General features: G+C 68.4%; 17 protein-coding genes. 9 read left to right on the forward strand and 8 right to left on the reverse strand.

Features of this window, described 5'->3' with window-relative positions; all coding sequences use genetic code 11:
• Positions 1 to 94: 94 nt before the first annotated feature.
• Positions 95 to 763, reverse strand: a complete 669-nt coding sequence (locus ACFDTH_RS02480; protein WP_375285923.1) for a GcrA family cell cycle regulator — start codon at positions 761 to 763, stop codon at positions 95 to 97.
• A 62-nt stretch (positions 764 to 825) separates the two neighbouring features.
• Between ACFDTH_RS02480 and ACFDTH_RS02485 the strand changes: the two genes are divergently transcribed.
• A complete protein-coding gene (locus ACFDTH_RS02485; RefSeq protein WP_375285924.1) occupies positions 826 to 1,671 on the forward strand; it encodes an ABC transporter permease in 846 nt (281 codons plus the stop codon).
• Here ACFDTH_RS02485 and ACFDTH_RS02490 read toward each other — a convergent pair.
• The 3 genes from ACFDTH_RS02490 to ACFDTH_RS02500 are packed head-to-tail and all read right to left on the reverse strand — an operon-like array spanning position 1,661 to position 6,150.
• Positions 1,661 to 3,256, reverse strand: coding sequence for an AMP-binding protein (locus ACFDTH_RS02490; RefSeq protein ID WP_375285925.1), 1,596 nt, complete (start codon positions 3,254 to 3,256; stop codon positions 1,661 to 1,663). The two genes, ACFDTH_RS02485 and ACFDTH_RS02490, sit on opposite strands and share 11 nt — an antisense overlap.
• 14 nt (positions 3,257 to 3,270) lie before the next feature.
• Positions 3,271 to 4,833 (reverse strand): acyl-CoA synthetase, encoded by a 1,563-nt coding sequence (locus ACFDTH_RS02495; RefSeq protein WP_375285926.1) that lies wholly within the window; start codon positions 4,831 to 4,833, stop codon positions 3,271 to 3,273.
• Positions 4,834 to 4,890: 57 nt separating this feature from the next.
• Positions 4,891 to 6,150 carry an acetyl-CoA C-acetyltransferase gene (locus ACFDTH_RS02500; RefSeq protein WP_375285927.1) on the reverse strand — a complete coding sequence of 420 codons (1,260 nt, stop codon included), beginning with the start codon at positions 6,148 to 6,150 and terminating at the stop codon, positions 4,891 to 4,893.
• Between the two features lie 80 nt (positions 6,151 to 6,230).
• Here ACFDTH_RS02500 and ACFDTH_RS02505 point away from each other — a divergent pair, with 80 nt between their 5' ends.
• The 3 genes from ACFDTH_RS02505 to ACFDTH_RS02515 all read left to right on the forward strand — a co-directional run bounded on the left by ACFDTH_RS02505 (position 6,231) and on the right by ACFDTH_RS02515 (position 9,538).
• Entirely contained in the window at positions 6,231 to 6,803 is a 573-nt protein-coding gene (locus ACFDTH_RS02505) for a TetR/AcrR family transcriptional regulator (RefSeq protein ID WP_375285928.1), read from the forward strand.
• Positions 6,800 to 7,759, forward strand: a complete 960-nt coding sequence (locus ACFDTH_RS02510; RefSeq protein ID WP_375285929.1) for an NADPH:quinone oxidoreductase family protein — start codon at positions 6,800 to 6,802, stop codon at positions 7,757 to 7,759. Before ACFDTH_RS02505 ends, ACFDTH_RS02510 begins: the two co-directional genes overlap by 4 nt.
• A gap of 168 nt (positions 7,760 to 7,927) precedes the next feature.
• Positions 7,928 to 9,538 carry a choline dehydrogenase gene (locus ACFDTH_RS02515; RefSeq protein ID WP_375285930.1) on the forward strand — a complete coding sequence of 537 codons (1,611 nt, stop codon included), beginning with the start codon at positions 7,928 to 7,930 and terminating at the stop codon, positions 9,536 to 9,538.
• A gap of 138 nt (positions 9,539 to 9,676) precedes the next feature.
• On the opposite strand, the gene ACFDTH_RS02520 is transcribed toward ACFDTH_RS02515, so the two are convergent.
• From ACFDTH_RS02520 to ACFDTH_RS02530, 3 genes are all read right to left on the reverse strand, one after another.
• Positions 9,677 to 10,381: a class I SAM-dependent methyltransferase gene (locus ACFDTH_RS02520; RefSeq protein ID WP_375285931.1), complete on the reverse strand. Its 705-nt coding sequence runs from the start codon at positions 10,379 to 10,381 to the stop codon at positions 9,677 to 9,679.
• Positions 10,382 to 10,478: 97 nt separating this feature from the next.
• Entirely contained in the window at positions 10,479 to 11,606 is a 1,128-nt protein-coding gene (gene prfB / locus ACFDTH_RS02525) for a peptide chain release factor 2 (RefSeq protein WP_375285932.1), read from the reverse strand.
• Positions 11,607 to 11,669: 63 nt separating this feature from the next.
• Entirely contained in the window at positions 11,670 to 14,156 is a 2,487-nt protein-coding gene (locus ACFDTH_RS02530; protein WP_375285933.1) for a penicillin-binding protein 1A, read from the reverse strand.
• A 113-nt stretch (positions 14,157 to 14,269) separates the two neighbouring features.
• Here ACFDTH_RS02530 and ACFDTH_RS02535 point away from each other — a divergent pair, with 113 nt between their 5' ends.
• The gene (locus ACFDTH_RS02535) at positions 14,270 to 14,503 is read left to right on the forward strand and encodes an antitoxin (protein WP_375285934.1); all 234 of its coding nucleotides are present in this window, start codon (positions 14,270 to 14,272) and stop codon (positions 14,501 to 14,503) included.
• Positions 14,500 to 14,904: a type II toxin-antitoxin system VapC family toxin gene (locus ACFDTH_RS02540; protein ID WP_375285935.1), complete on the forward strand. Its 405-nt coding sequence runs from the start codon at positions 14,500 to 14,502 to the stop codon at positions 14,902 to 14,904. Before ACFDTH_RS02535 ends, ACFDTH_RS02540 begins: the two co-directional genes overlap by 4 nt.
• On the opposite strand, the gene ACFDTH_RS02545 is transcribed toward ACFDTH_RS02540, so the two are convergent.
• Positions 14,905 to 16,095: an N-acetylmuramoyl-L-alanine amidase gene (locus ACFDTH_RS02545; RefSeq protein WP_375285977.1), complete on the reverse strand. Its 1,191-nt coding sequence runs from the start codon at positions 16,093 to 16,095 to the stop codon at positions 14,905 to 14,907.
• 524 nt (positions 16,096 to 16,619) lie between these two features.
• Here ACFDTH_RS02545 and ACFDTH_RS02550 point away from each other — a divergent pair.
• The 3 genes from ACFDTH_RS02550 to ACFDTH_RS02560 are packed head-to-tail and all read left to right on the forward strand — an operon-like array spanning position 16,620 to position 21,474.
• On the forward strand, positions 16,620 to 19,343 hold the full coding sequence (locus ACFDTH_RS02550) for an Rne/Rng family ribonuclease (RefSeq protein WP_375285936.1): 2,724 nt from the start codon (positions 16,620 to 16,622) through the stop codon (positions 19,341 to 19,343).
• A 53-nt stretch (positions 19,344 to 19,396) separates the two neighbouring features.
• Positions 19,397 to 20,761 carry a M48 family metalloprotease gene (locus ACFDTH_RS02555; protein ID WP_375285937.1) on the forward strand — a complete coding sequence of 455 codons (1,365 nt, stop codon included), beginning with the start codon at positions 19,397 to 19,399 and terminating at the stop codon, positions 20,759 to 20,761.
• Positions 20,758 to 21,474: a DsbA family protein gene (locus ACFDTH_RS02560; RefSeq protein WP_375285938.1), complete on the forward strand. Its 717-nt coding sequence runs from the start codon at positions 20,758 to 20,760 to the stop codon at positions 21,472 to 21,474. The genes ACFDTH_RS02555 and ACFDTH_RS02560 overlap by 4 nt, the downstream gene beginning before the upstream one ends.
• Positions 21,475 to 21,503 lie beyond the last annotated feature (29 nt).

Here is a 21,503-nt window from a genome sequence, read left to right on the forward strand (position 1 = left end):
CCCCAATCCCGACGAACTCGGGACAACGAGAGCTTACCCCGTCGCGGGAGATCGGAATAGATCCAGCAGCACTGCCAGAGGGTCGCGCGCCGGATCAGCGCGGGCGCGGCCCGCCGAAGGGAAGCGGCGGCGCGCGGCGGTCGCGCCGTGGCAGCTGCGCCTGATAGGCGTGGCCGCAATGCTCGACGCAATAGGGGAAACCCGGGTTCACCTTCTCGCCGCAGAAGTGGAAATCCGGCTCGCCGGGATGGCCGAGCGGCCACTTGCACACCTTGTCGCTGAGATCGAGCAGGCTGGTCTTGCCGGCGATCTCGGGCGAGGGGCGCGCGGGCACCAGGCGGCGCGGCGGCGCGGGCGGGATCGGCGACTGCTGCTCGCCCGGCGCCTGGCGGACGAAACCGCCCGGACCCACCGAGCGCAGCACCGGCTGGTCGCTGCCGGTGCGCGGCGCGGGCGTCGGCGGCACGAACGGCGCGGCCTCCTGTTCGGGCGCCGCCTCTTCCGGCTCGGCAGCGGCCTCAGGCTCGGGCTCCGCCTGTACCGCCACGGGCTCGGCCGGCACGATCGGCTCCGCTGCCGCAGCCTTCACCTCGGCCTCCTTGGGCACCACCGGCGAGGGACGTGCCTGCAACCCCAGGCGATGCGCCTTGCCGATCACCGCATTGCGGCTGACCCCGCCCAGCGCCTCGGCGATCTGGCTGGCGGTCTGGCCGGCTTCCCACATCGTCTTGAGCGTATCGATCCGCTCGTCGGTCCACGACATTCGCTTGCGTCCTCGTTCACGCGCGGTTGCGGGCAAGGGGCCGAACGCCTAGGCGCCCGTGCATGTCCAGCCAGCCCCCGATCGGTCAAAATCAGGTCAGGACCGCCCCCGGCGAACCGGTGATCCGGAACGTCAACTGGGGCGGCCTGAAGACTCTCTATGTGAAGGAGGTGCGCCGCTTCTTCAAGGTGCAGCTCCAGACGATCTGGGCACCCGCGGTCACCACGCTGCTCTATCTGGTGATCTTCACCGTCGCGCTCGGTGCACGCCACTCGGTAGGCGTCGGTGGCGGCGAGGTGCCGTTCGCGGACTTCATCGCACCGGGCCTGATCGTGATGGGGATGATGACCAACGCCTTCGCCAACGCGAGCTTCTCTTTGCTGGTCGGCAAGATCCAGGGCACGATCGTCGATTATCTGATGCCGCCGCTCTCCACCGCGGAGCTGCTGGCGGCGCTGGTCGGCGGCGCGGTGACGCGCGCCTTCCTGGTCGGCTTCGCGGTGTGGGTGGTGATGCTGTTCTGGCCGGGCGTCCACGTGCTGCCGATCCATCCGCTGGCGGTGCTTTGGTTCGGCCTGCTCGGCGCGATCTTCCTTGCGCTGCTCGGCGTGCTCACCTCAATCTGGGCGGAGAAGTTCGACCATGCCGCGGCGGTGACCAACTTTGTGGTCGCGCCGCTGTCGCTCTTGTCGGGCACCTTCTATTCGGTCGACCGGCTCGCGCCCACCTTCCGCGCGATCAGTCACGCCAATCCGTTCTTCTACGTCATCTCGGGCTTTCGCTACGGCTTCCTCGGCATCGCCGATTCGCCGGTGCTGGCGGGCAGCCTGATCATCCTGGCGATCGACGTGGCGCTGGGCCTCGCCTGCTACGCCCTGCTCAAGCGCGGCTGGAAGCTCAAGAACTGACGCCCGCGATCCGCTTCGCCGCCGCATAGTCGGCCTTGGCGTTCGGTGCGCGCAACGTTTCCGCGGTGGGGACCAGCAGCTTGGGCAGCTTGTAGCCGGCGAGGCGGTGGCGCAGCGCCTCGCGCACCGCGCTCTCGTCATAGCCCGGCCCGGTGCGCACCACCGCCGCCACCGCTTGCCCCCATTTCTCGTCGGGCACGCCGAACACTAAAGCGTCCTCGACATTGGGGCAGAGCTTGAGCGCCTCCTCCACCTCCTCGGGGAAGATCTTCTCGCCCGCCGAGTTGATGCACGCCGATCCCCGGCCGAGCAGAACCAAAGTGCCGTCGGCATTCACCTGCGCGAAATCGCCCGACACGGTGTAGCGCACCCCATCGATCATCCGGAAGGTGCGCGCGGTCTTCTCCGGGTCCTTGTGATACCCCACCGGCCCCGGCGGCCCGAGCACCACCTTGCCGGTGGCGCCAGATCCGGGCGCCACGTCGCGGTCCTCGTCGTCGAGCACGCGGCAGCGCGCGCCGACCATGAACTTCGCGGTCTCCACGATGCCGTCCCGGGTAGTGAGCGAGGCACCCATGCCGATCGCCTCGGAGCTGCTGAAATTATCCTGGCACACCGCCTCGGGCATATGCCGCAGCAGCGCCGCCTTCACCCCCTGGCTCCACATCACCCCCGACGATACGATCAGCCGCACCGAGGAAACGTCCCACCGGCCCGGCTCCGCATCCAGCGCCTCGACCAACGGCCGCGCGAAGGCATCGCCGACCACGATCACCCGGTTCGCCCGCCAGCGGTCGATCGCGTCCAGCGCCTCCTCCGCCCTGAAGCTGCGGCTCGGCAGCGTCGCGACCATGCCGCCGGCGAGCAGCGCGCCATAGCCGGAGAGCAGCCCGGTGCCGTGCATCAGCGGCGGCGCGCAGACGGTGCGCGGATAATCCGGATTGGCCGCCGCGAACACCGCCGCCTCGCCCACGGTGGTCGGGACGGGCAGCCCCTGGCTCGCGGCAATCGCAAGACCGATCGCGTTCAGATCGGCATGGGTCCATTCCACGCCCTTGGGCATGCCGGTGGTGCCGCCGGTGTAGATGAAAAAGCGGTCCTGCGGATCGCGCGCCAGCCCAAGCCGTGTGGGATCGCCGCCCGCCAGCGCCTCGAACGGCGTGACGAAGCCGGAACGCTCGCCCTCGCCGCCGATCTCCACCCAGCTGCGCACCAGCGGCGCGCGATCGACCACCTCGGCGACGCAGTCATGCAGCCGCGCGTCGTAAACCAGCACAGTCGCGTCGCTGTCATCGAGGATATAGGCCAGTTCCTCGGCAACATAGCGATAGTTGATGTTGACGTGCGTACCGCGCGCCTTCCAGCACGCCATCAGCGCGACGAGGTAATCGGCGGAATTATAGGCATAGAAGCCGACCCGCTCGCCCGGCTGGAGCCCCGCCGCGATCAGCCCGCGCGCCAGCGCGTTGGAGCGCGCGGCGAGCGTGCCCCAGTCGATCACCTGCTCGCCATGCGCCAGCGCCACGCGGTCGGCGGGCACCGCCGCCTCCACCGCCTCGATCATGTCGCCGAAGTTGAAGCTCACGCGCGTTCTCCCGGTCAGGCAGCTTCCGGCTTCTTCCAATATTCGTCGCGCAACAGCCTCTTGTAGAGCTTGCCCGTCTCGTGTCGCGGCAGCTCCTCGCGGAAATCGATCCGCCGCGGCGCCTTGACGTGGCTGAGGTGCGCTCGGGCATATTGCGAGAGTTCGGCCGCCAGCGCCTCGCGATCCTCCAGCGGGTCCTTCGGCTGGACGATCGCCACCACCTCCTCGCCCATCTCCTCGTGCGGCGCGCCGATCACCGCCACGTCCGCCACCTTGGGATGGGTGACCAGCAGGTTCTCGATCTCGGCCGGATAGATGTTCACCCCGCCCGAGATGATCATGAAGCTCTTGCGGTCGGTAAGATAGAGATAGCCCTCCTCGTCCATCCAGCCGACATCGCCCAAAGTCGTCCATCCGTGCGCGTTGGTGCTGTCCTTGGTCTTCTCGGGATCGTTGTGATAGCTGAACGGCGCCGAGCCGGTCGGGTTGGACTCGGTCTTGGGCGATTCAAAATAGATCGTCCCCTCGCTACGCGGCGGCAGCGGATGGCCCTCCTCGTCGCAGATGTGCGTCACACTGGTCAGGTTCCGCCCCACCGATCCCTTGTGCTCCAGCCACTCTGGCGCGAGGATGTTGTGGAAGCCGTTGCCCTCGGTGCCGGCGTAATATTCGCCGACGATCGGGCCCCACCAGTCGATCATCGCCTGCTTGACCGGGATCGGACACGGCGCCGCCGCGTGCCACACGGCCTTCAGCGAGGAGACGTCGTAGCGGGCACGTACCTCCTCGGGCAGCTTGAGCATGCGGATGAAGTGCGTCGGCACCCATTGCGCATGGGTGACCTTGTAGCGCTCGATATACTCAAGCGCCTTCTCGGGATCGAACCGCTCCATCACGATCACGGTGCCGCCCAGCTGCTGCACCGCCATCGACCAGCGCAAAGGCGCGGCATGGTAGAGCGGCGCCGGCGACAGATAGACCATCTCGGGAGTGAAGCCGTAGAGCCCCATGCCCAGCATGACGAGCGGGCTGACGTTCTCGCCATAGGGCTCGTCCGGCAGGCGGAAGCGCACGCCCTTGGGCTTGCCTGTGGTGCCCGAGGAATAGAGCATGATCTGCCCGGGCGACGCGTCTTCGAGCGCGGTCTCCGGCTGGGCGTCGCGCGCGACTTCCCAGCTCTCGTAGCCCTCGGCAATGCCGTCGACCATGAAGCGGGCGAGGTCGCCAACCAGTGGCAGCAGCGCCGTGGCGCATTGCTCCGTGCCCTTGGACATCACCAGCACCCGGCAGTCGCCATCGCGGATGATATAGTCCGCCTCGGCCGCGGTCAGCTTGGACGAGATGCAGGTGGTATAGACGCCGGTCCGCTCCGCCGCCCACATGATCTCCAGGTAGCGCGGCGAATTGTCCATCATCACCGCGATCGCATCGCCGCGCTTCAGCCCCAGCGCGCGCAACAGCCGCCCGCCCTGGTTGGCGCGCCGCTCCAGCTCGGCGAAGGTGACGGTCTCGCCGGTGCCGGCCATGATATAGGCGGGCTTGTCGGGAGTCGCGGCGGCGTGTTTGTAGGGGTGCATAATCCTCTCCCCCGACGGCCGCCTCTCAAGGGGCGGCTCGCCGGTACTGCTCGATGGTTACGCCGCCAGCCGCTCCACGATGATCGCCGGCGCCATCCCGCCCGCGGCGCACATGGTGACCAGGCCGTAGCGCTTGTCCTGCCGTTCCAGCTCGTCGACGATCGTGCCGATCAGGATCGCGCCGGTGGCGCCGATCGGGTGACCGAGCGCGATCGAGCCGCCGTTGACGTTCACCTTATCGCGCGGCAGCTCCAGGTCGCGGATGAACTTCTCGGAGACGACGGCGAACGCCTCGTTGATCTCCCACAGGTCGATGTCGTCCTTGCTCAGCCCCGCCTTGGCCAGCACCTTCTTCGCCGCGGGCACCGGCGCGTTGAGCATCAGCGTGGGATCGTCGCCGACATTGGCGGTGGCGACGATCCGCGCGCGCGGTGTCCAGCCCTTCTTCTCGGCATAGTCCTTGGAGCACAGCAGCAAGGCCGCCGCTCCGTCGACTACGCCCGACGAATTGCCGGCATGGTGGAAATGTTCGATCTTGAGGTCGGGATATTTGGCGTTGATCTGCTTGCGGAAGGTGGAGCCCTTCTCGTCATAGGGCCAGTCCGCCATCGCCGCGAACGCGGGCTTGAGCCCGGCGAGGCCCTCCGCAGTGGTCTCCGGCCGAGGATATTCGTCGCGGTCGAGCACGACGTTGCCGTCATCGTCGGTGACGGGCACGATCGACTTGGCGAACCGCCCTTCGGCGATCGCCACCGCCGCCTTGCGCTGGCTCTCCAGCCCGGCATTGTCGAGCTGCTCGCGCGTGATCCCCTCCATGCTGGCGATCGCGTCGCCGCAGATGCCCTGGTGCGACTGGGGGTGGGAAAGGTTCAGCCGCTCGTTGCCCGATCCCATCAGGCCCGGCGCCTTGCCCGCGGCCTGGTCCTCGGCGCTCATCGCGGCGGTCAGGCTCATCATCTCGGTGCCGCCGGCGATGACGAGGTCCTCCATGCCGCTCATGATCTGCGCGGCGGCGAAGTTCACCGCGCTGATCCCGCCGCCGCAGAAGCGGTCCAGCGTCGTGCCGCTCGCCTTCACGTCATAGCCCGCGTCCAGCGCCGCCATCCGTCCCAGGTCACCGCCCTGCTTGCCGCGCTGGGTGGAGGTGGACCAGATGATGTCGTCCACCTCCGCTGTGTCCAGATTGTTGCGCTCCTTCAGGGCCTTGAGCACCGTGGCAGCGAGATGCTGGGGGTGCATGTGCGCCAGTGCGCCCTTCCCCTGCTTGCCGATCCCGCGGGGTGTGCGCACCGCATCGATGATATAAGCGTCCGCCAAGGTCCCTCTCCGATGGTTCGGGCGAACGGCACCTTTACCGCCGCCGATTTTCCGGCATAACCTTCGTTATGGTGACCCCGATGTCAAGCGTCCAAGCCGTTCCCTCGCCGGTGCGCAGCCCCGATCTCACGCCGCGCGACTGGCTGGAGGCGGGCCAGTCGCTGCTTCGTCGCGGCGGCCTGCGCGCATTGAAGCTGCGCCCGCTGGCGGACGAGCTGCGCGTCTCCACCGGCAGTTTCTACCACCATTTCCCGGACTTCGACGCCTATCAGGGCAAGCTCGCGGAATTCTACGCCGAAACCCAGGTCCACGACCTGGTCGATTCGATCAACCGCGCCGCCGCCGACCCGATCGACCGCATCCGCCTGCTCGGCCATACTGTGCGTCGCCGCGGCGGCAGCCGCCTCGCCATCGCCATGCGCGCCTGGGCCGAGAGCGACGGGCGTGCGCGCGATGCGGTGGAGCGGCACGACGACATCCTGATGGCGTTCCTGCGCGACTGCCTGATGGCGACCGGCTTCGCCGAGCATCAGGCCAATGTGCGCGCTTACGCACTGATGGCGCTGGGGCTGGGCAAGGTGCACGCCCCCTATCTGGAGATGGAGAGCCTGTTCGAGGAGCAGATCGCCATCCTCTGCGCGCCTGCGAGATGAGGTCCCTCGTCGTCTCCTCGCTGTCGCCGGACCTGTCCGGCACCGCTCTGGCCGAGGTGCCGGAGCCTGAGGCGCGAGACGGCGAGGTGCTGGTTCGCGTGCGCGCGGCGGCGCTCAACTACCCCGACCTGCTGATGACCCGCGGCGAATATCAGCTCAAGCCGCCCCTTCCCTTCACCCCCGGCATGGAGGTGGCGGGCGAGGTGATCGCCGGCGAGGGCTTCGCGCCCGGCGAGGCGGTGGTCGCCGGCACGCGGCTGGGCGGCTTTGCGGAAATGGTCGCCGTCCCCGCCGCCGCGGTCCGCCGCAAGCCCGCGCACCTGTTCTTCGCCGAGGCCGCGTCGATCGGCGCCGCCTATCTCACCGCTTATGTGGGGCTGGTCCGGCTCGGCGCGGCGCAGCCGGGCGAATGGGTGCTGGTCCATGGCGCCACCGGCGGCGTCGGCCTCGCTGCGGTCGATCTCGCGCACGCGCTCGGCTGCCGCGTGATCGCCACCTCGCGCTCGCTGGAGAAGCTGCGCACGGTCAGCGAACTCTACCATCCCGAGGCGATCGTGCCGGTGCCCGGGTTCCGCGATGCCGTGAAGGACCTCACCGGCGGCGGCGCGGAGGTGATCTACGATCCGGTCGGCGGCGACGTGTTCGATGAATCGACCCGCTGCATCGCCTTCGGCGGCCGGCTGCTGGTGGTCGGCTTCACCTCGGGCCGGATCGCCACCCTTTCCACCAACATCCCGCTGATCAAGGGCTTCTCGGTCGTGGGCGTCCGCGCGGGCGAATACGGCCGCCGCTTTCCGGAGCGTGGACGCGAAAACAACGACGCGATCTGGCGGCTGGCGGAAGAGCGGAAGATCAGCCCGCACGTCCATGCCGAACTGCCTCTCGATCGCTGGCAGGAGGCGTTCGGGAGGATGCGGGACAGCAATATGGTGGGGAAGCTCGTGCTCACGCCATGACCATATACACCCTCCGTTCGCCCTGAGCGAAGTCGAAGCCTGTCCTGAGCGATTGCCTTGACAGGCAGTCGAAGGGGGCATGCGCAGCACTCGCCAAGGTGCTTCGACTGCGCTCAGCACGAACGGACGGGAGAACTGACAAGCACGCAAAGTGCGGGGAGAGGAACGATGGCAGGATACGATTACGTCATCATCGGCGGCGGATCGGCGGGGTGCACGCTCGCCGCGCGGCTTTCGGAGGACCCGTCCGCCAGCGTCTGCCTGCTGGAGGCGGGCGGGCCCAATCTGGAGATGCTGGTCCGCATGCCCGCGGGCGTCGGCTCGCTGATCAAGAAGAAGTCGAAGCATAACTGGGGCTTCTGGACCGAGGCGGAGCCGCATCTCGACAACCGGCGCCTGTGGTGGCCGCGCGGTCGCGGGCTCGGCGGCTCCTCCTCGATCAACGGCATGGTCTACACTCGTGGCCATCCGCGCGATTATGACGAGTGGCGGCAGATGGGGCTCGCCGGCTGGGCATGGGACGACGTGCTGCCCTATTTCCGCAAGCTGGAAGGTCATCATCGTGCCGACGAGCATCATGGCGCCACCGGGCCCTTGCGCGTCTCCGCGGGCGAGAGCGACAGCCCCTTTCATGACGCGCTGATCGAGGCGGGACGGCAGGCCGGCTATCCGATCACCCCGGACTTCAACGGTGCCGAGCAGGAAGGCTTCGGCCGCTACGACCTCACCATCAACGACGGCAAGCGCTGGTCCACCGCCGCCGCCTACCTGCGGCCCGCGCTGGAGCGCGCCAACCTCACGGTGGTCACCAACGCGCGCACCACCGGCGTGATCGTCGAACGCGGGCGGGTCACGGCGGTGGAATATGCCGTCGGCAAGGCGCGCCACCGCGCCGATGTGGCGGGCGAGGCCCTGCTCTGCGCCGGCGCGGTGCAATCGCCGCAAATCCTCCAGCTCTCCGGCATCGGCGATCCGGCGCGGCTGCGCCATGTCGGGATCACCCCGGTGCACGACCTGCCCGGCGTCGGCGAGAACCTGCAGGATCATCTCGACATCATCATGAGCTGGCAGTGCCGCGGTCTGCTCACTGCCTTTTCGGCAACGCGCGGACTGAAGCAGATCGGCGTCGGCCTGCAATATCTGTTCAAGGGCACCGGCATGGGCCGGCAGCAGTTTCTCGAATCTGGCGCCTTCGTCCGTTCGCGCGAGGGGCTCTCCCGTCCCGACGTACAAGTTCACGGTGTGCTCGCGATCATGAAGGATCACGGCAAGGAGCGGGTGAAGAAGGACGGCTTCTCCTTCCACCTTTGCCAGCTCCGCCCGGAAAGCCGCGGCCGCATCGAGGTCGCCTCCGCCGATCCCTTCACCGACCCCCGCATCTTCGCCAATTATCTCGCCAGCGAGGTCGACCGGCGTACCTTGCGGGAGTGCGTAAGGATCGGCCGCGACATCGCCGCCCAGTCCGCCTTCGACGCCTATCGCGACAGCGAATACGCGCCAGGTGCCTCGGTGCAGAGCGACGCGGAGATCGACGCCTGGGTGCGCGCCACCGCCGAGACGATCTACCACCCGGTCGGCACCTGCAAGATGGGCGCGGCCGGGGACAGGATGGCGGTGGTCGACGAGCGGCTGCGCGTCTGCGGGCTGGAGGGTCTGCGCGTGGTGGACGCCTCGGTGATGCCGACCCTGGTGGGATCGAACACCAACGCGCCGACGATCATGATCGCGGAGAAAGCGGCGGACCTGATCCGGGAAAGGGCACCGGCGCTGGCGGCGTGAGGCACGCCGAATTCTCTCCGTTCGTGCTGAGCGAAGTCGAAGCACTTGGCGGGTGTTGCGCTTGCCCCCTTCGACTGCCTGTCAAGGCAGGCGCTCAGGACAGGCTTCGACTTCGCTCAGGGTGAACGGCGGTTCGGACTAACGCCCCATCGCACACGCACGGATCGCCGCCGGCTCCGGCCGCGACCCTGACGGCTGGAACGTCGCGAGATAACCGCCCGCCGACGGCATCTCCTCCCATCCCACCTGCGTGTAGCCCACCGCCGCGAACTCGCAGCGCAGCAGTAGAGGGGGCGTGCCGTGGTTCTGGGTCGAACGGTTCGCGTCCACCACCACCACCAGCCCGCCCGGCTTCAGTGCCGGCCGCAGCCTCCACAGGAATTCGTAGGGCTGCGCGATCTCATGGTACATGTGCACCATGAACACCCGGTCGAAGCTGTTCTCGGGCAGCTTCGGATCGGCGGGCGTGCCCAGCTTGACGCTGACATTCTCGAGCCGCTGGCGCGACACGCGCTCGGCGAGTGCATCGCGCACCTCCGGTACGATGTCCTGTGCGAGCACGCGGCCGTCCTTGCCCACCTTCTGCGCGAGGCGGATGGTGTAATAGCCCTCGCCCGCACCGATGTCGGCGACCGTCATCCCCTTGTCGATGCGCGCCTTGCGCATCACCTCGCCGGCCTCGTTCAGCCGGTCGCGCGCTTCCTCGTTGGACCAGCGATCGGAAATGATGGTGGCGACCGGGCGGTCGGCCTGCGGGAACGGGCCGGGCTCCTCCACCTTGGGCTTGATCAGCGGCTTGGAGCCGTCGCACGAAGCCGTGAGCAGGAACGCGAGCAAGCACATCGCGCTCACCCTTCGGCGCTTCGCGCCTCTTCCCTCTCCAGACGGGAGAGGGAGGGAGCCGACGAAGTCGGCGGAAGGGTGAGGGTGAGGACCCACCTTACTCCACGTCCTCCACCTCGACCGCCTCGCCCGTCACCCGCTGCGACAAGGCCGCCGCCATGAAGTCGTCGAGGTCGCCGTCGAGCACGTCGCTCGGCGCGGTGGAGGTGACGCCGGTACGCAGATCCTTGACCAGCTGATATGGCTGGAGGACGTAGCTGCGGATCTGGTGCCCCCAGCCGATATCGGTCTTGGTGGCGTTCTGCGCATTCGCCGCCGCCTCGCGCTCGGCCAGCTCACGCTCGTACAGGCGCGCGCGCAACTGGTTGTACGCCTCCGCCTTGTTCTTGTGCTGCGATCGCTGGTTCTGGCACTGCACCACGATGCCGGTCGGCAAATGGGTGATGCGCACCGCGGAATCGGTGGTGTTGATGTGCTGCCCGCCCGCGCCCGACGCGCGATAGGTGTCGATGCGCAGTTCGCTCTCGTTGATCTCGACGTCGATGTTTTCGTCGATCACCGGATAGACCCAGACGCTGCTGAACGACGTGTGCCGCCGCGCCGAGGAGTCGTAGGGGCTGATGCGGACGAGGCGATGGACGCCGCTCTCCACCTTGGCATAGCCATAGGCGTTCTCGCCCTTGACCAGCAGCGTGGCGGACTTGATCCCCGCCTGCTCGCCGGCGTGGTAGTCGATCAGTTCCACCTTGTAGCCGTGGCGCTCGGCCCAGCGCGTGTACATGCGCTGGAGCATCTCGGCCCAGTCCTGGCTTTCGGTGCCGCCGGCGCCGGCGTTGATCTCCAGATAGGTGTCGTTGGCGTCCGCCTCGCCGGCGAGCAGCGCCTTCACCTTGTCGCCCTGCGCACGCACCGCGAGCTGGGCGAGCGCGGCAGCGCCTTCGGACGCCATCTCCTCGTCGCCCTCTGCCTCGGCCATCTCGATCAGCTCGACCGTGTCGGCGAGCTCGCGCTCGATCGCACGGGTGGCGCTGATCGCCTCGTCCAGCCGGCGCCGCTCGCGCATCACGTCCTGCGCCTCCTTGGGCTTCTCCCACAAGGTCGGGTCCTCGACGCGGGCGTTCAGCTCGTCGAGGCGGCGGAGCGCGCGATCCCAGTCGAGGAAGCGGCGCAGCAGCGCCAGCGCCTCGTTGATCGTGTCGACATGGGCTTGCGCCTCGGCGCGCATGGGTATTCTCCAGGAAACATCCACGGCGCGCAGGGGCGTCGCGGCAAAAGCAAGAGGCGGGACTTAGTAAATCCCCCCCTCCCTCTGCAAGAAATCGCTGTCCGCCGGTGCGGCGCGCTTGGCTGCGGCAGTGGCCGACGGGGCCGGCGCGGGCCCGGTCCGGCGCGGCGCACGGCGGCCTTCGCTCTGCGGCTTGAACGCTTCCCAGATCACCGCCGGCTTGGCCTCCTCGAAGCCTGGCCAGGTGCCATAGACCGGCCGCCCGCTGCCGCGATCGATGCGCACCATGCGGATGCCGGCCGGTGCGCGGAACGGCAGCACCTCCACGCCCTCGAACGCCTTTTTGGCAAAGGCCTTCCAGATCGGCGCCGCCAGCGTGCCGCCCTGGGCATAGCCGCCCAGGTTCCGCGGCGTGTCATAGCCCATGTACAGCCCCGCCACCATCTGCGGGGTGCCGCCGATGAACCACACGTCGGTGGGCCCGTTGTTGGTGCCGGTCTTGCCGAAAATCGGGCGCTTCAGGTCGCGCAGCACGGTGGCGGTGCCGCGCTGGATCACGCCTTCGGTGATGTGCACCATCTGGAACGCGGTCATCGCATCCACCACCTGCTTGCCGCGCAAGGGCGGGCGCGGCATCGCCTTGCGGTTCCATTCGGGCATGTTGCAGCCATCGCAGGCGCGCCAGTTCTCCGGCCAGATCACCTTGCCGTGGCGGTCCTGCACGAAGTCGATCAGGCTCGGCGCATGCCAGCGGCCGTGGTTGGCGAGCACCGAATAGGCGTTGACCATGCGGCTGACGGTGGTCTCGCCCGCGCCCAATGCGAAGGACAGGTACGGCGAATAGTCGCCGATCTGCATGTCCTTCATCAGCTTGACGACATTGGACATGCCGGTGGTCGCCGCCGCGCGCACCGTCATCAGGTTGCGCGACTGCTCGATGCCCCAGCGCATCGTGTGCGGGCCCGATCCCCCGCCCGAGAAGTTGCGGAAGCACTTCTGCCCCAGCCGCGCGCCCTGATAGACGCAGAACGGCCCGTCGACGATGATCGACGCGGGCGTCATCCCGCGCTCCAGCGCCGCCGAATAGACGATCGGCTTGATGGTCGATCCCGGCTGCCGCATCGCCTGCGTCGCCCGGTTGAACGACTGCACGGTGGAGTCGAATCCGCCCTGCATCGCCAGCACCCGGCCCGTCGCCGGCTCCTCCACCACGAACGCGCCCGACACGCGCGGCACGGAGCGGAGCGCATATTGCCCGCCGGACGGCGCCACCGCGATGATGTCGCCCGGCTCGATCGCGCCAAAGGCGGGCGTCGCGGTGCCCCGCTGCGGCATCAGAGCATTGCCGCGCGGCAGGGTGCCGGTCTCGCCATCGGCGAAGCCGATCTGCCAGGCATCGCCCTCCCGCGCGATGGCGATGGCGGCGCGCCAGTCCGCATGGTCGAGCGCGATGTTGGTATTGAGCAGCGCACTCTGCCAGGCGTCGCCGTCGATCTCGACCTGCTTCAGCGGCCCGGACCAGCCGCGCGCGCCGTCATAGCGCAACAGCCCCGCCCGCAGCGCCTCCTGCGCATATTCCTGAAGCTTGGGGTCGAGCGAAGTGCGCACCCACAGCCCGCCCGAATAGACCGAGAACGGCCCGTCGCGCGCGCTCTCGCCGAACTTGTCGATCAGCTGGCGGCGCACCTCCTCGACGAAATAGCCGCCGATCCGCTCGAACTTGGGCGTGCGCCGGGTGATCGCGCCGATCGGCTGCGCCACCGCCTCGCGCTGCTGGCTGGCGGTGATGAAGCCGTTGCGCAGCATCTCGCCCAGCACCCAATTGCGCCGCTCCAGCGCGCGATCGGTATTGCGAAACGGATCGTAATTCGCCGGGCCCTTGGGCAGGATCGCCAGATACGCCATCTGGGCGAGGCTGAGCTCGTCCAGTTCCTTGTCGAAATAGGCATGGCCCGCCGCCTCGACGCCATAAGCGTTGCGGCCCAGGAAGATCTGGTTGAGGTACAGCTCCAGGATCTGGGGCTTGCTCAGCGTATCCTCGATCCGCCAGGCGAGGATCGCCTCCTTCAGCTTGCGGGTCGGCGAATAGGCGTTGCCGATCAGCAGGTTCTTGGCGACCTGCTGGGTGATGGTGGAGCCGCCCTTGGCGCGCCGCCCGGTGCCGATCTTGCTGGCATAATCCACCACCGCGCCGGCAAGGCCCGGATAATCGACGCCGTGATGCTCGAAGAAGGTCTTGTCCTCCGCCGCCAGGAACGCGCGCACCAGCAGCGGCGGATATTCGGCATAGGACAGTTCCACCCGCCGCTCGCGCGCATAGGAATAGATCGGCGTTCCGTCGGTGCTGCGCACGTTGGTGGGCAGCGGCGGCTCATAGGTACGCAATTGGTCGACGGACGGCAGGTCGCGGATCACCAGCAGCCACAGCACGCCATATGCGGCAACGGCGAGCAAAGCGAGCACGGCCAGTGCCTTAACCCACCAGCGCCGCCACAGGCCGGAGAAGCGGAAGCGCCGCGGGGACGGGATCGGATCGGGAGAGGACGCCATACCTAGGCGCCCGCGTTTAGCAGGTTGGGCGCGCGGGGGAAGCGGGAGCGCTCACGTCATGGGGGGATGCAGGCGAGGTCGGCCTATGCTATGGCCTATCACAGGAGGCACGCATGTATCCCGAGCGAATCGTTAAGCTCTTTCGCAACGGGCGCAGCCAAGCTGTCCGCATCCCGCGCGAGTTCGCGCTGCCCGGCACCGAGGCACGCATCCGCAAGGAGGGCGATCGGCTGATCATCGAGCCGGCGAAACCTGCCTCGTTGCTGGAACTGCTCGCTACCCTTGATCCGATCGAAGAGGAGTTCGGGCAGATCGAGGATCTGCCTCTCGACGACGTGCATCTATGATCTACCTGCTGGACACGAACGTCGTGTCCGATCTGGTCCGCAACCCTCAAGGTGTCGTCGCTTCAGCCATCTCGGCGGCTGGCGAGGACCGGATCGTGACCAGCATCATCGTCTCAGCGGAACTCTGGTTCGGCGCGGAACGCTCCGGATCACGACGCATCGCACGGCAACTGGAAGTTGTGCTGGCGCGTATACCGATCCTGCCGTTTTCAGATGATGCGGACCGACACTACGCCTCCGTCCGCGCGGCGCTTCAGCGCCAGGGCACTCCGATCAGCGGCAATGACGTGTTGATCGCCGCACACGCCTTGGCCATCAATGCAACGCTGGTAACCGGCAACCTGCGCGAGTTCGAGCGCGTCGGCGGTTTGCGCCTCGTCAACTGGCTGCACTCTACCTGATCACCGCGCCGCCATCTGCCCGCCGCCCAGCCGGCGTGCGAAGAACACCTCCACCGCGCGTGCCACGCTTTCCGCCACGCGGTCGCGGCCGTCGCGGCTGTCGAGGAAGGCGGCGTCGCCGGGGTTGGAGATATAGCCGGTCTCGAACAGCACGCTGGGCATGTCGGGCGCTTTCAGCACCATCAGGCTGGCCATGCGATGGAAGTTCGTCTTGGTCGGCATCAGTTCGGGCGCCTCGCGGCCGAGCAGGCGGGCGAAGCCGGCGGACTGGTTCATCGTCTCACGCTGGGTGAGGTCGATCAGGATCGAGGACACGTCCGCCGCCTCGTCCAGGTTGACCCCCGCGATCACGTCCGCCTTGTTCTCGCGCGCCGCCAACCGCGCGGCTTCCTTGTCGGAAGCGACCTCCGACAGCGTATAGACCGAGGCGCCGGTCGCATCGGCATGCGCGCTGTCGCAGTGGATCGAGATGAACAGGTCGCCGCGCAGCCGCCGGGCGATGCCGAACCGCTCGCGCAGCACCAGATAGCGATCGTCCTCGCGGGTCAGCGCGACGCGCACCTTGCCGGTGTCGAGCAGCGCCTTGCGGATCGCGTGCGCGATTTTGAGCGTCACGTCCTTCTCGCGCAGCCCCGTCTCCGGGTTGATCGCGCCGGGATCGACCCCGCCGTGCCCGGCATCGATCACCACCAAAGGCCGGCTGTCGTCGCCGCGCACCTCGGGCAGTTGCAGCTTCTTGGCGGGCGGCACCGGAATGGAGAGCTTGTACTTGGGCCGGGCCGGTCCGAAGCCGAGGAAGGCGAGCGGCCGCGCCAGGCTGGCGGCGCGAAAGCCGTCCTCGTCCACCTTCCTGAGGGTCAGCGCCAGCGTGCGGCCGTCATCCTCCAGCCGTCCGCCCGCCACCACCATCGGCCGGGCAAGGTCGAGCACGACGCGCGCGCCGTCCCTGCCCCGCCAGCCCTGGCGCACCCGCGTCACCACGCCGTCGCCATCGGTGGGCCGGCCGGGCTGCGCGCCGTCCACGTCCACCGTGATCCGCTGCGGCGCATCCAGCACGAACGCCGAGGCGCGGGTCACCGCTTCGTCGAAGCGGACCAGCACCCGATTGCCCGAGACTTCCACATCCTGCACCGTCGCCGCCCATCCGGGCGTACCCAGCAGCATCGCGAACAGGGCCAGCAGCACCGACACGCGCCGCCCCTGCCGCGCCGACGCTATCCGCGTCCAGCGCAAAAACCGCGTCCGCACGCTTGCGGCCGAAGTGAACACCATGGTGAAACGCAACCCTTTACCCCTGGTCCGGCCTGCCTAGCCGGCGGGGGTCAAGTCACGGTTGGCGGACAGGGTTAATCTCCCGTTCGGCATGTTTCTGCCGGCCATGGCGGCGGAACTCTGCCAGTTGCTGTGGCCGCGACGCGATGCTATCTCCTTGTGGAACCGGAACGATGCGATTGGTCGCGCTTACCGGTCCACCGCCCCGCCGGCGTCCGCCGGTGCGGCCTTCAGGTTGACGTTCATGCCGCATTTCTCCCGCTCGCTGACCCGCACGGCCCAGGCCGGCGGCAGCGCGGCTGCGGGATCAGCGCACGGCTGCGCGCCGTCGCGTGCGACACGGACGAAGGCATTTCCATCCTCTCGCGCGGCACCGATGCCGCGCCCCTATGATCACGCGCGGCCGACGCACATCGGCGCGCCGCGCGTCCGGAGATACATCAATGACCATGCGCATGCTGATCGACGCACGCCACCGGGAAGAAACCCGCGTGGCGGTCGTCAAGGGTAACCGCATCGAAGAGTTCGATTTCGAGTCCGCCGAACGCAAGCAGCTCAAGGGCAACATCTACCTCGCCAAGGTGACGCGCGTCGAACCGTCGCTGCAGGCGGCGTTCGTGGACTATGGCGGGAACCGCCACGGCTTCCTGGCCTTCAGCGAAATCCACCCTGATTACTACCAGATCCCGCGCGAGGACCGCGAGGCGCTGCTGCGCGAGGAGGCCGAGCACGCTGCCGAGGAAGCCGCGCTGCGCGCCGCGCAGGACGAGGATGACGACGAGTCGGAGGACCATTCCGACGAGGACGCCGTCGAACGCTTCGAGAATGAGGGTGGCGAGAATCCCGAGGTCGAGCTTGCCCGCGAAGGCCGCGAGGACGAGATTGGGGATGAAGCGGGGGACGCGCCGCGCGCCACCACCGTCAACGACGACCAGGTGGAGGCGCTGCGTCAGCGCCGCATGAATCTGCGCCGCCGCTACAAGATCCAGGACGTGATCCGCCGCCGCCAGGTGCTGCTGGTCCAGGTGGTCAAGGAAGAGCGCGGCAACAAAGGCGCGGCGCTCACCACCTATCTGTCGCTCGCCGGCCGGTATTGCGTGCTGATGCCCAACACCTCGCACGGCGGGGGCATCAGCCGGAAGATCAGCAACGCGGGCGACCGCAAGCGGCTGAAGTCAATCATGGCGGAGCTGCAGCTGCCGGCGTCGATGGGCTGCATCGTCCGCACGGCCGGGCTCCAGCGCACCAAGACCGAGATCAAGCGCGACTTCGACTATCTCGCGCGGCTGTGGGACGGCATTCGCGAGAAGACCCTGTCCTCCTCCGCGCCGGCGCTGATCTATGGCGACAGCGACCTGATCAAGCGCGCGATCCGCGACATCTACAACAAGGACATCGACGAGGTCATCGTCGAGGGCGACGACGGCTATCGCCAGGCCAAGGAGTTCATGAAGCTCCTGATGCCCAGCCACGCCAAGAAGGTGAAGCATTACTCGGACGCGGTGCCGCTCTACCAGCGCGCGCATGTCGAGGACCAGCTCGCCGCCATGTACCATCCGGTGGTGCAGCTGAAATCGGGCGGCTATCTGGTCATCAACCCGACCGAGGCGCTCGTCTCGATCGACATCAACTCGGGCCGTTCGACGCGCGAGCACAACATCGAGCAGACCGCCACCGCCACGAACCTGGAGGCGGCGCAGGAGATCGCGCGCCAGCTGCGCCTGCGCGACATGGCGGGCCTGGTGGTCATCGACTTCATCGACATGGACAATGGCTCCAACGTCCGGAAGGTCGAGAAGGCGATGAAGGAGGCGCTCAAGAACGATCGCGCCCGCATCCAGGTCGGCCGCATCTCCTCCTTCGGCCTGATGGAGATGAGCCGCCAGCGGCTGCGCACCGGCGTGCTCGAAGCGTCCACCCGCGCCTGCCCCCATTGCGAGGGCACCGGCCTAGTCCGCACCGCCTCCTCCGCCGGCCTCTCGGCGCTGCGCATGATCGAGGACGAGGCGGCGCGCGGCCGCGGTTCGCTGCTGACGCTCCGGTGCAGCCAGGAAGCCGCGATCTACGTGCTCAACCGCAAGCGCGCCGACATCGCCGAGATCGAGGATCGCTACGGCGTCAAGGTCGAGATCATCCCGGACGGCGAGCAGGAAGGCGCGCGGATGAGCGTCGAGGCCTCCGGCCCGCCGCCCGCTTATGCGCCGAAGTTCGAGCCGATCGTCGAGCCGGACGAGCCCGATCTGGAGATTGAGGACGAGATCGACGAGGAGGAGGAAGACGAGATCGAGGAGGCTGCCGAGGCCGAGGCGCGTCCCGCTCCTGCCGAGGGTGAGGGAAGCGGATCGAGCCGCAAGCGCCGCCGCCGCCGCGGCCGTCGCGGTCGCTCGCGCACCGACGAGCAGAACGGCGAGGCGCAGGACGCCGATGCCGAGGGCGGGGAGGCTTCGGACGAGCCTGTCGCCGAGATGGTCGGCGAACAGCCGGTCGCCGACCTGCCCGAGCCGATGGCCGGGGACGAGGCGCCCGCCGCCGAAGCGTCGGAGAGCAGCAGCAGCAGCCGTCGTCGTCGCAGCCGCCGCAGTCGCGGTGGTCGTAGCTCGGGCGAAGCAGCGGCGGTCGCCGGCGACAGCGTGGAAGTCCAGGAAGCACCCGTTGCCGACGAGACACCGGTAAGCGAGCCGGCGCCGGTCGCGGAGGAAGCGCCCGTCGCCGAGGCGGCGCCGGAGGCTCCGATTGAGGAGCCGGTCGCGCCCAAGCGCTCGCGCTCGCGCCGTCGTCCCGCCGCCACGGTCGAGGAGGCACCCGCCGAAGTGGCTCCGGCCGGCAACGCCGACCTCGCGGTCGCCGATGCGCCCGCCGAGGTCGTTGAGGCGCCCAAGCCCAAGCGCACCCGCCGCAAGACCCCTGCCGCCGAGCCGGTCAAGGTGGTTGCCGAGCCGGCGCCCGTCGAGCCGACCGAAGCCGTCGAGGCGCCCAAGCCCAAGCGCACCCGCCGCAAGGCCACTCCGCCGGTCGCCCCCGAGACGGCAGCGGAGGCCCCGGCCGAGCCGATCGCGCCGATCTTCAGCGACGCGCCCGAGCCCGCGGCCGCTGACACCACCGAGGAGCCCGCCGAGGGTACCGAGGCGCCGCGCCGCGGCTGGTGGCAGCGCACCTTCGGCAACTAAGGCGAGGTTCAGGCACGCTGCCGCACATGCGCGAGGATGGGGAAGTTTCGACCATGATCCGCGCGTCCCTGCGGCAGCTGCTCGCCGCCTTCGTGCTGGCGCTGCTCGTCGCCGCGCAGCCCGCCCGTGCGCAATCGATCCTGCGCGATGCCGAGACGGAGGCGCTGCTCGCCGACATGAGCGCGCCGCTGATCAAGGCGGCCGGGCTCAACCCGCGCGACGTGAAGGTGGTGCTGATCAACAACGGCGAGATCAACGCCTTCGTCGCCGGTGGCCAGGTCGTCTATCTCCACTCGGGCACCATCCAGGACGCCAAGCCCGCCAACGAGGTGCAGGGCGTCATCGCGCACGAGCTGGGCCATATCGCCGGCGGCCATGTCGTGCTCGGGTCGCGCGGCTATCAGGAAGCGATGGGAGTGACGCTGATCTCGCTGGTGCTCGGCCTCGCCGCGGTGGCGGCGGGTGCGGGCGAGGCGGGCGCGGGCATCATGGCGGCAGGCCAGCAGGCCGGCATGGGCAAGTACCTCGCCTTCTCGCGCCAGCAGGAAGCGTCCACCGATGCGGCCGGCGCGAAATATCTCAACGCCGCCGGGATCAGCGGCAAAGGCTATCTCAACTTCTTCAAGACGCTCCAGGCGATGGAATATCGCTATGGCATCGGCCGCAAGATGGAGTTCATGCTCGATCACCCGGTCTCGGCCGAGCGCATCGCCAACCTGACCGAGACGATGGAGAAGTCCCCCGCCTGGGCCAAGCCGCTCAACCAGGATTGGGAGGAGCGGTTCAAGCGCGTCCAGGCCAAGCTGGACGGCTATCTGATGGACCCGGCGCAGGCGCTCCAGAAATATCCCGCGACCAACCAGACGCTCTATGCGCATTACGCGCGCGCCTATGCCTATCACCGTGCCGGCTATCCCGACAAAGCCGATGCCGAGGCGGCAGCGCTGGTACAGGCGAAACCCAAAGACCCGTACTTCCTCGAGATCCAGGGCCAGATCCTGCTGGAGGCGGGCCGGCCGAAAGACGCGGTGGTTCCGCTGCGCACTGCCCTGCGTGAATCGCGCAACAACCCGCTGATCGCCACCACTTTGGGTCATGCGCTGATCCAAACCGACGAAACCGCAAACTTCGATGAAGCCAAGGGTGTGCTGCGCACCGCGGTGGCGCGTGACGACGACAATCCCTTCGCCTGGCTCCAGCTCGGCACTGTCTATGAGCGCACCGGCGACGAGCCGCGCGCCGCGCTCGCCACTGCCGAGCGTGCGAGCATGATGGGCGACACCCGCACCGCGCTCCAGAGCGCGCGCTTCGCGCTGGGCGGCATTCCGCAGAACACGCCGGACTGGATCCGCGCACAGGATATCGCCATGGCCGCGCAGAACGAGATGGAAGACAATCCCAAGAAGTTCAAACGGTGAGCCGCCTCATGCTGCTCGGCCTCGTCCTCCTCGGCGCGCTGTTCGGCGCGGGCGGCACCTGGCTGGCTGAGCGCGCCGCCCCCGGCGAGCTGGGCCCGGTCGACAAGGCGCGGATCGGCGCGGAGGTGCGCGCCTATCTGCTAGCGAATCCTGACGTGATTCCGCAGGCGATGCAGCGGCTGCGCGACCGCGAAACCGGCAGGATCGTCGCCGGCAGCCGCCGCGCGATCGAGACGCCGGTGGGCAGCGCCTGGGCCGGCAATCCCAAGGGCGACGTCACCGTGGTCGAATATTACGACTATAATTGCGGCTATTGCCGCGCGGTGCTGCCGATCATCGACCAGCTGATCAAGTCCGATCCCAACGTGCGCGTCGTCTATCGCGAGCTGCCGGTGCTGGCACCGTCGAGCCGCGACGCCGCCCGCGCCTCGATCCAGGCTGCCGAGCAGGGCAAGTTCGCGCGCTTCCACCAGGCGCTCTACGCCGGCGGCCGCGTCACCACCGCCAGCATCGCCGCCGCCGCGCGCACCGCGGGCGTCGACCTGTCGAAGCCCAGCGCGCGCGCGGATCGCGAGCTGGCGCAGAACCTGGAGACGGCGCAACGGCTCGGCATGTCCGGCACGCCCAGCTGGGTGATCGGCGACCGGGTGGTCAGCGGCGCGCTGCCGCTCGACCAGCTCAAGGAAGCGGTTGCGGCGGCGCGGGCACGCTGAAGGCGGGCTTCGCCGCCCCCAACCCAGAT

The sequence above is a fragment of the Sphingomonas sp. genome (assembly GCF_042096255.1).
Taxonomy (GTDB): domain Bacteria; phylum Pseudomonadota; class Alphaproteobacteria; order Sphingomonadales; family Sphingomonadaceae; genus Sphingomonas.

Bases quoted from the DNA above. Each gene is read 5' to 3' on its own strand.
- ACFDTH_RS02480 (WP_375285923.1), bottom strand. From the start codon at position 763: ATGTCGTGGACCGACGAGCGGATCGATACGCTCAAGACGATGTGGGAA.
- ACFDTH_RS02485 (WP_375285924.1), top strand. From the start codon at position 826: ATGTCCAGCCAGCCCCCGATCGGTCAAAATCAGGTCAGGACCGCCCCC.
- ACFDTH_RS02495 (WP_375285926.1), bottom strand. From the start codon at position 4,833: ATGCACCCCTACAAACACGCCGCCGCGACTCCCGACAAGCCCGCCTAT.
- ACFDTH_RS02505 (WP_375285928.1), top strand. From the start codon at position 6,231: ATGTCAAGCGTCCAAGCCGTTCCCTCGCCGGTGCGCAGCCCCGATCTC.
- ACFDTH_RS02510 (WP_375285929.1), top strand. From the start codon at position 6,800: ATGAGGTCCCTCGTCGTCTCCTCGCTGTCGCCGGACCTGTCCGGCACC.
- ACFDTH_RS02515 (WP_375285930.1), top strand. From the start codon at position 7,928: ATGGCAGGATACGATTACGTCATCATCGGCGGCGGATCGGCGGGGTGC.
- ACFDTH_RS02520 (WP_375285931.1), bottom strand. From the start codon at position 10,381: ATGTGCTTGCTCGCGTTCCTGCTCACGGCTTCGTGCGACGGCTCCAAG.
- prfB (WP_375285932.1), bottom strand. From the start codon at position 11,606: ATGCGCGCCGAGGCGCAAGCCCATGTCGACACGATCAACGAGGCGCTG.
- ACFDTH_RS02530 (WP_375285933.1), bottom strand. From the start codon at position 14,156: ATGGCGTCCTCTCCCGATCCGATCCCGTCCCCGCGGCGCTTCCGCTTC.
- ACFDTH_RS02535 (WP_375285934.1), top strand. From the start codon at position 14,270: ATGTATCCCGAGCGAATCGTTAAGCTCTTTCGCAACGGGCGCAGCCAA.
- ACFDTH_RS02540 (WP_375285935.1), top strand. From the start codon at position 14,500: ATGATCTACCTGCTGGACACGAACGTCGTGTCCGATCTGGTCCGCAAC.
- ACFDTH_RS02550 (WP_375285936.1), top strand. From the start codon at position 16,620: ATGACCATGCGCATGCTGATCGACGCACGCCACCGGGAAGAAACCCGC.
- ACFDTH_RS02555 (WP_375285937.1), top strand. From the start codon at position 19,397: ATGATCCGCGCGTCCCTGCGGCAGCTGCTCGCCGCCTTCGTGCTGGCG.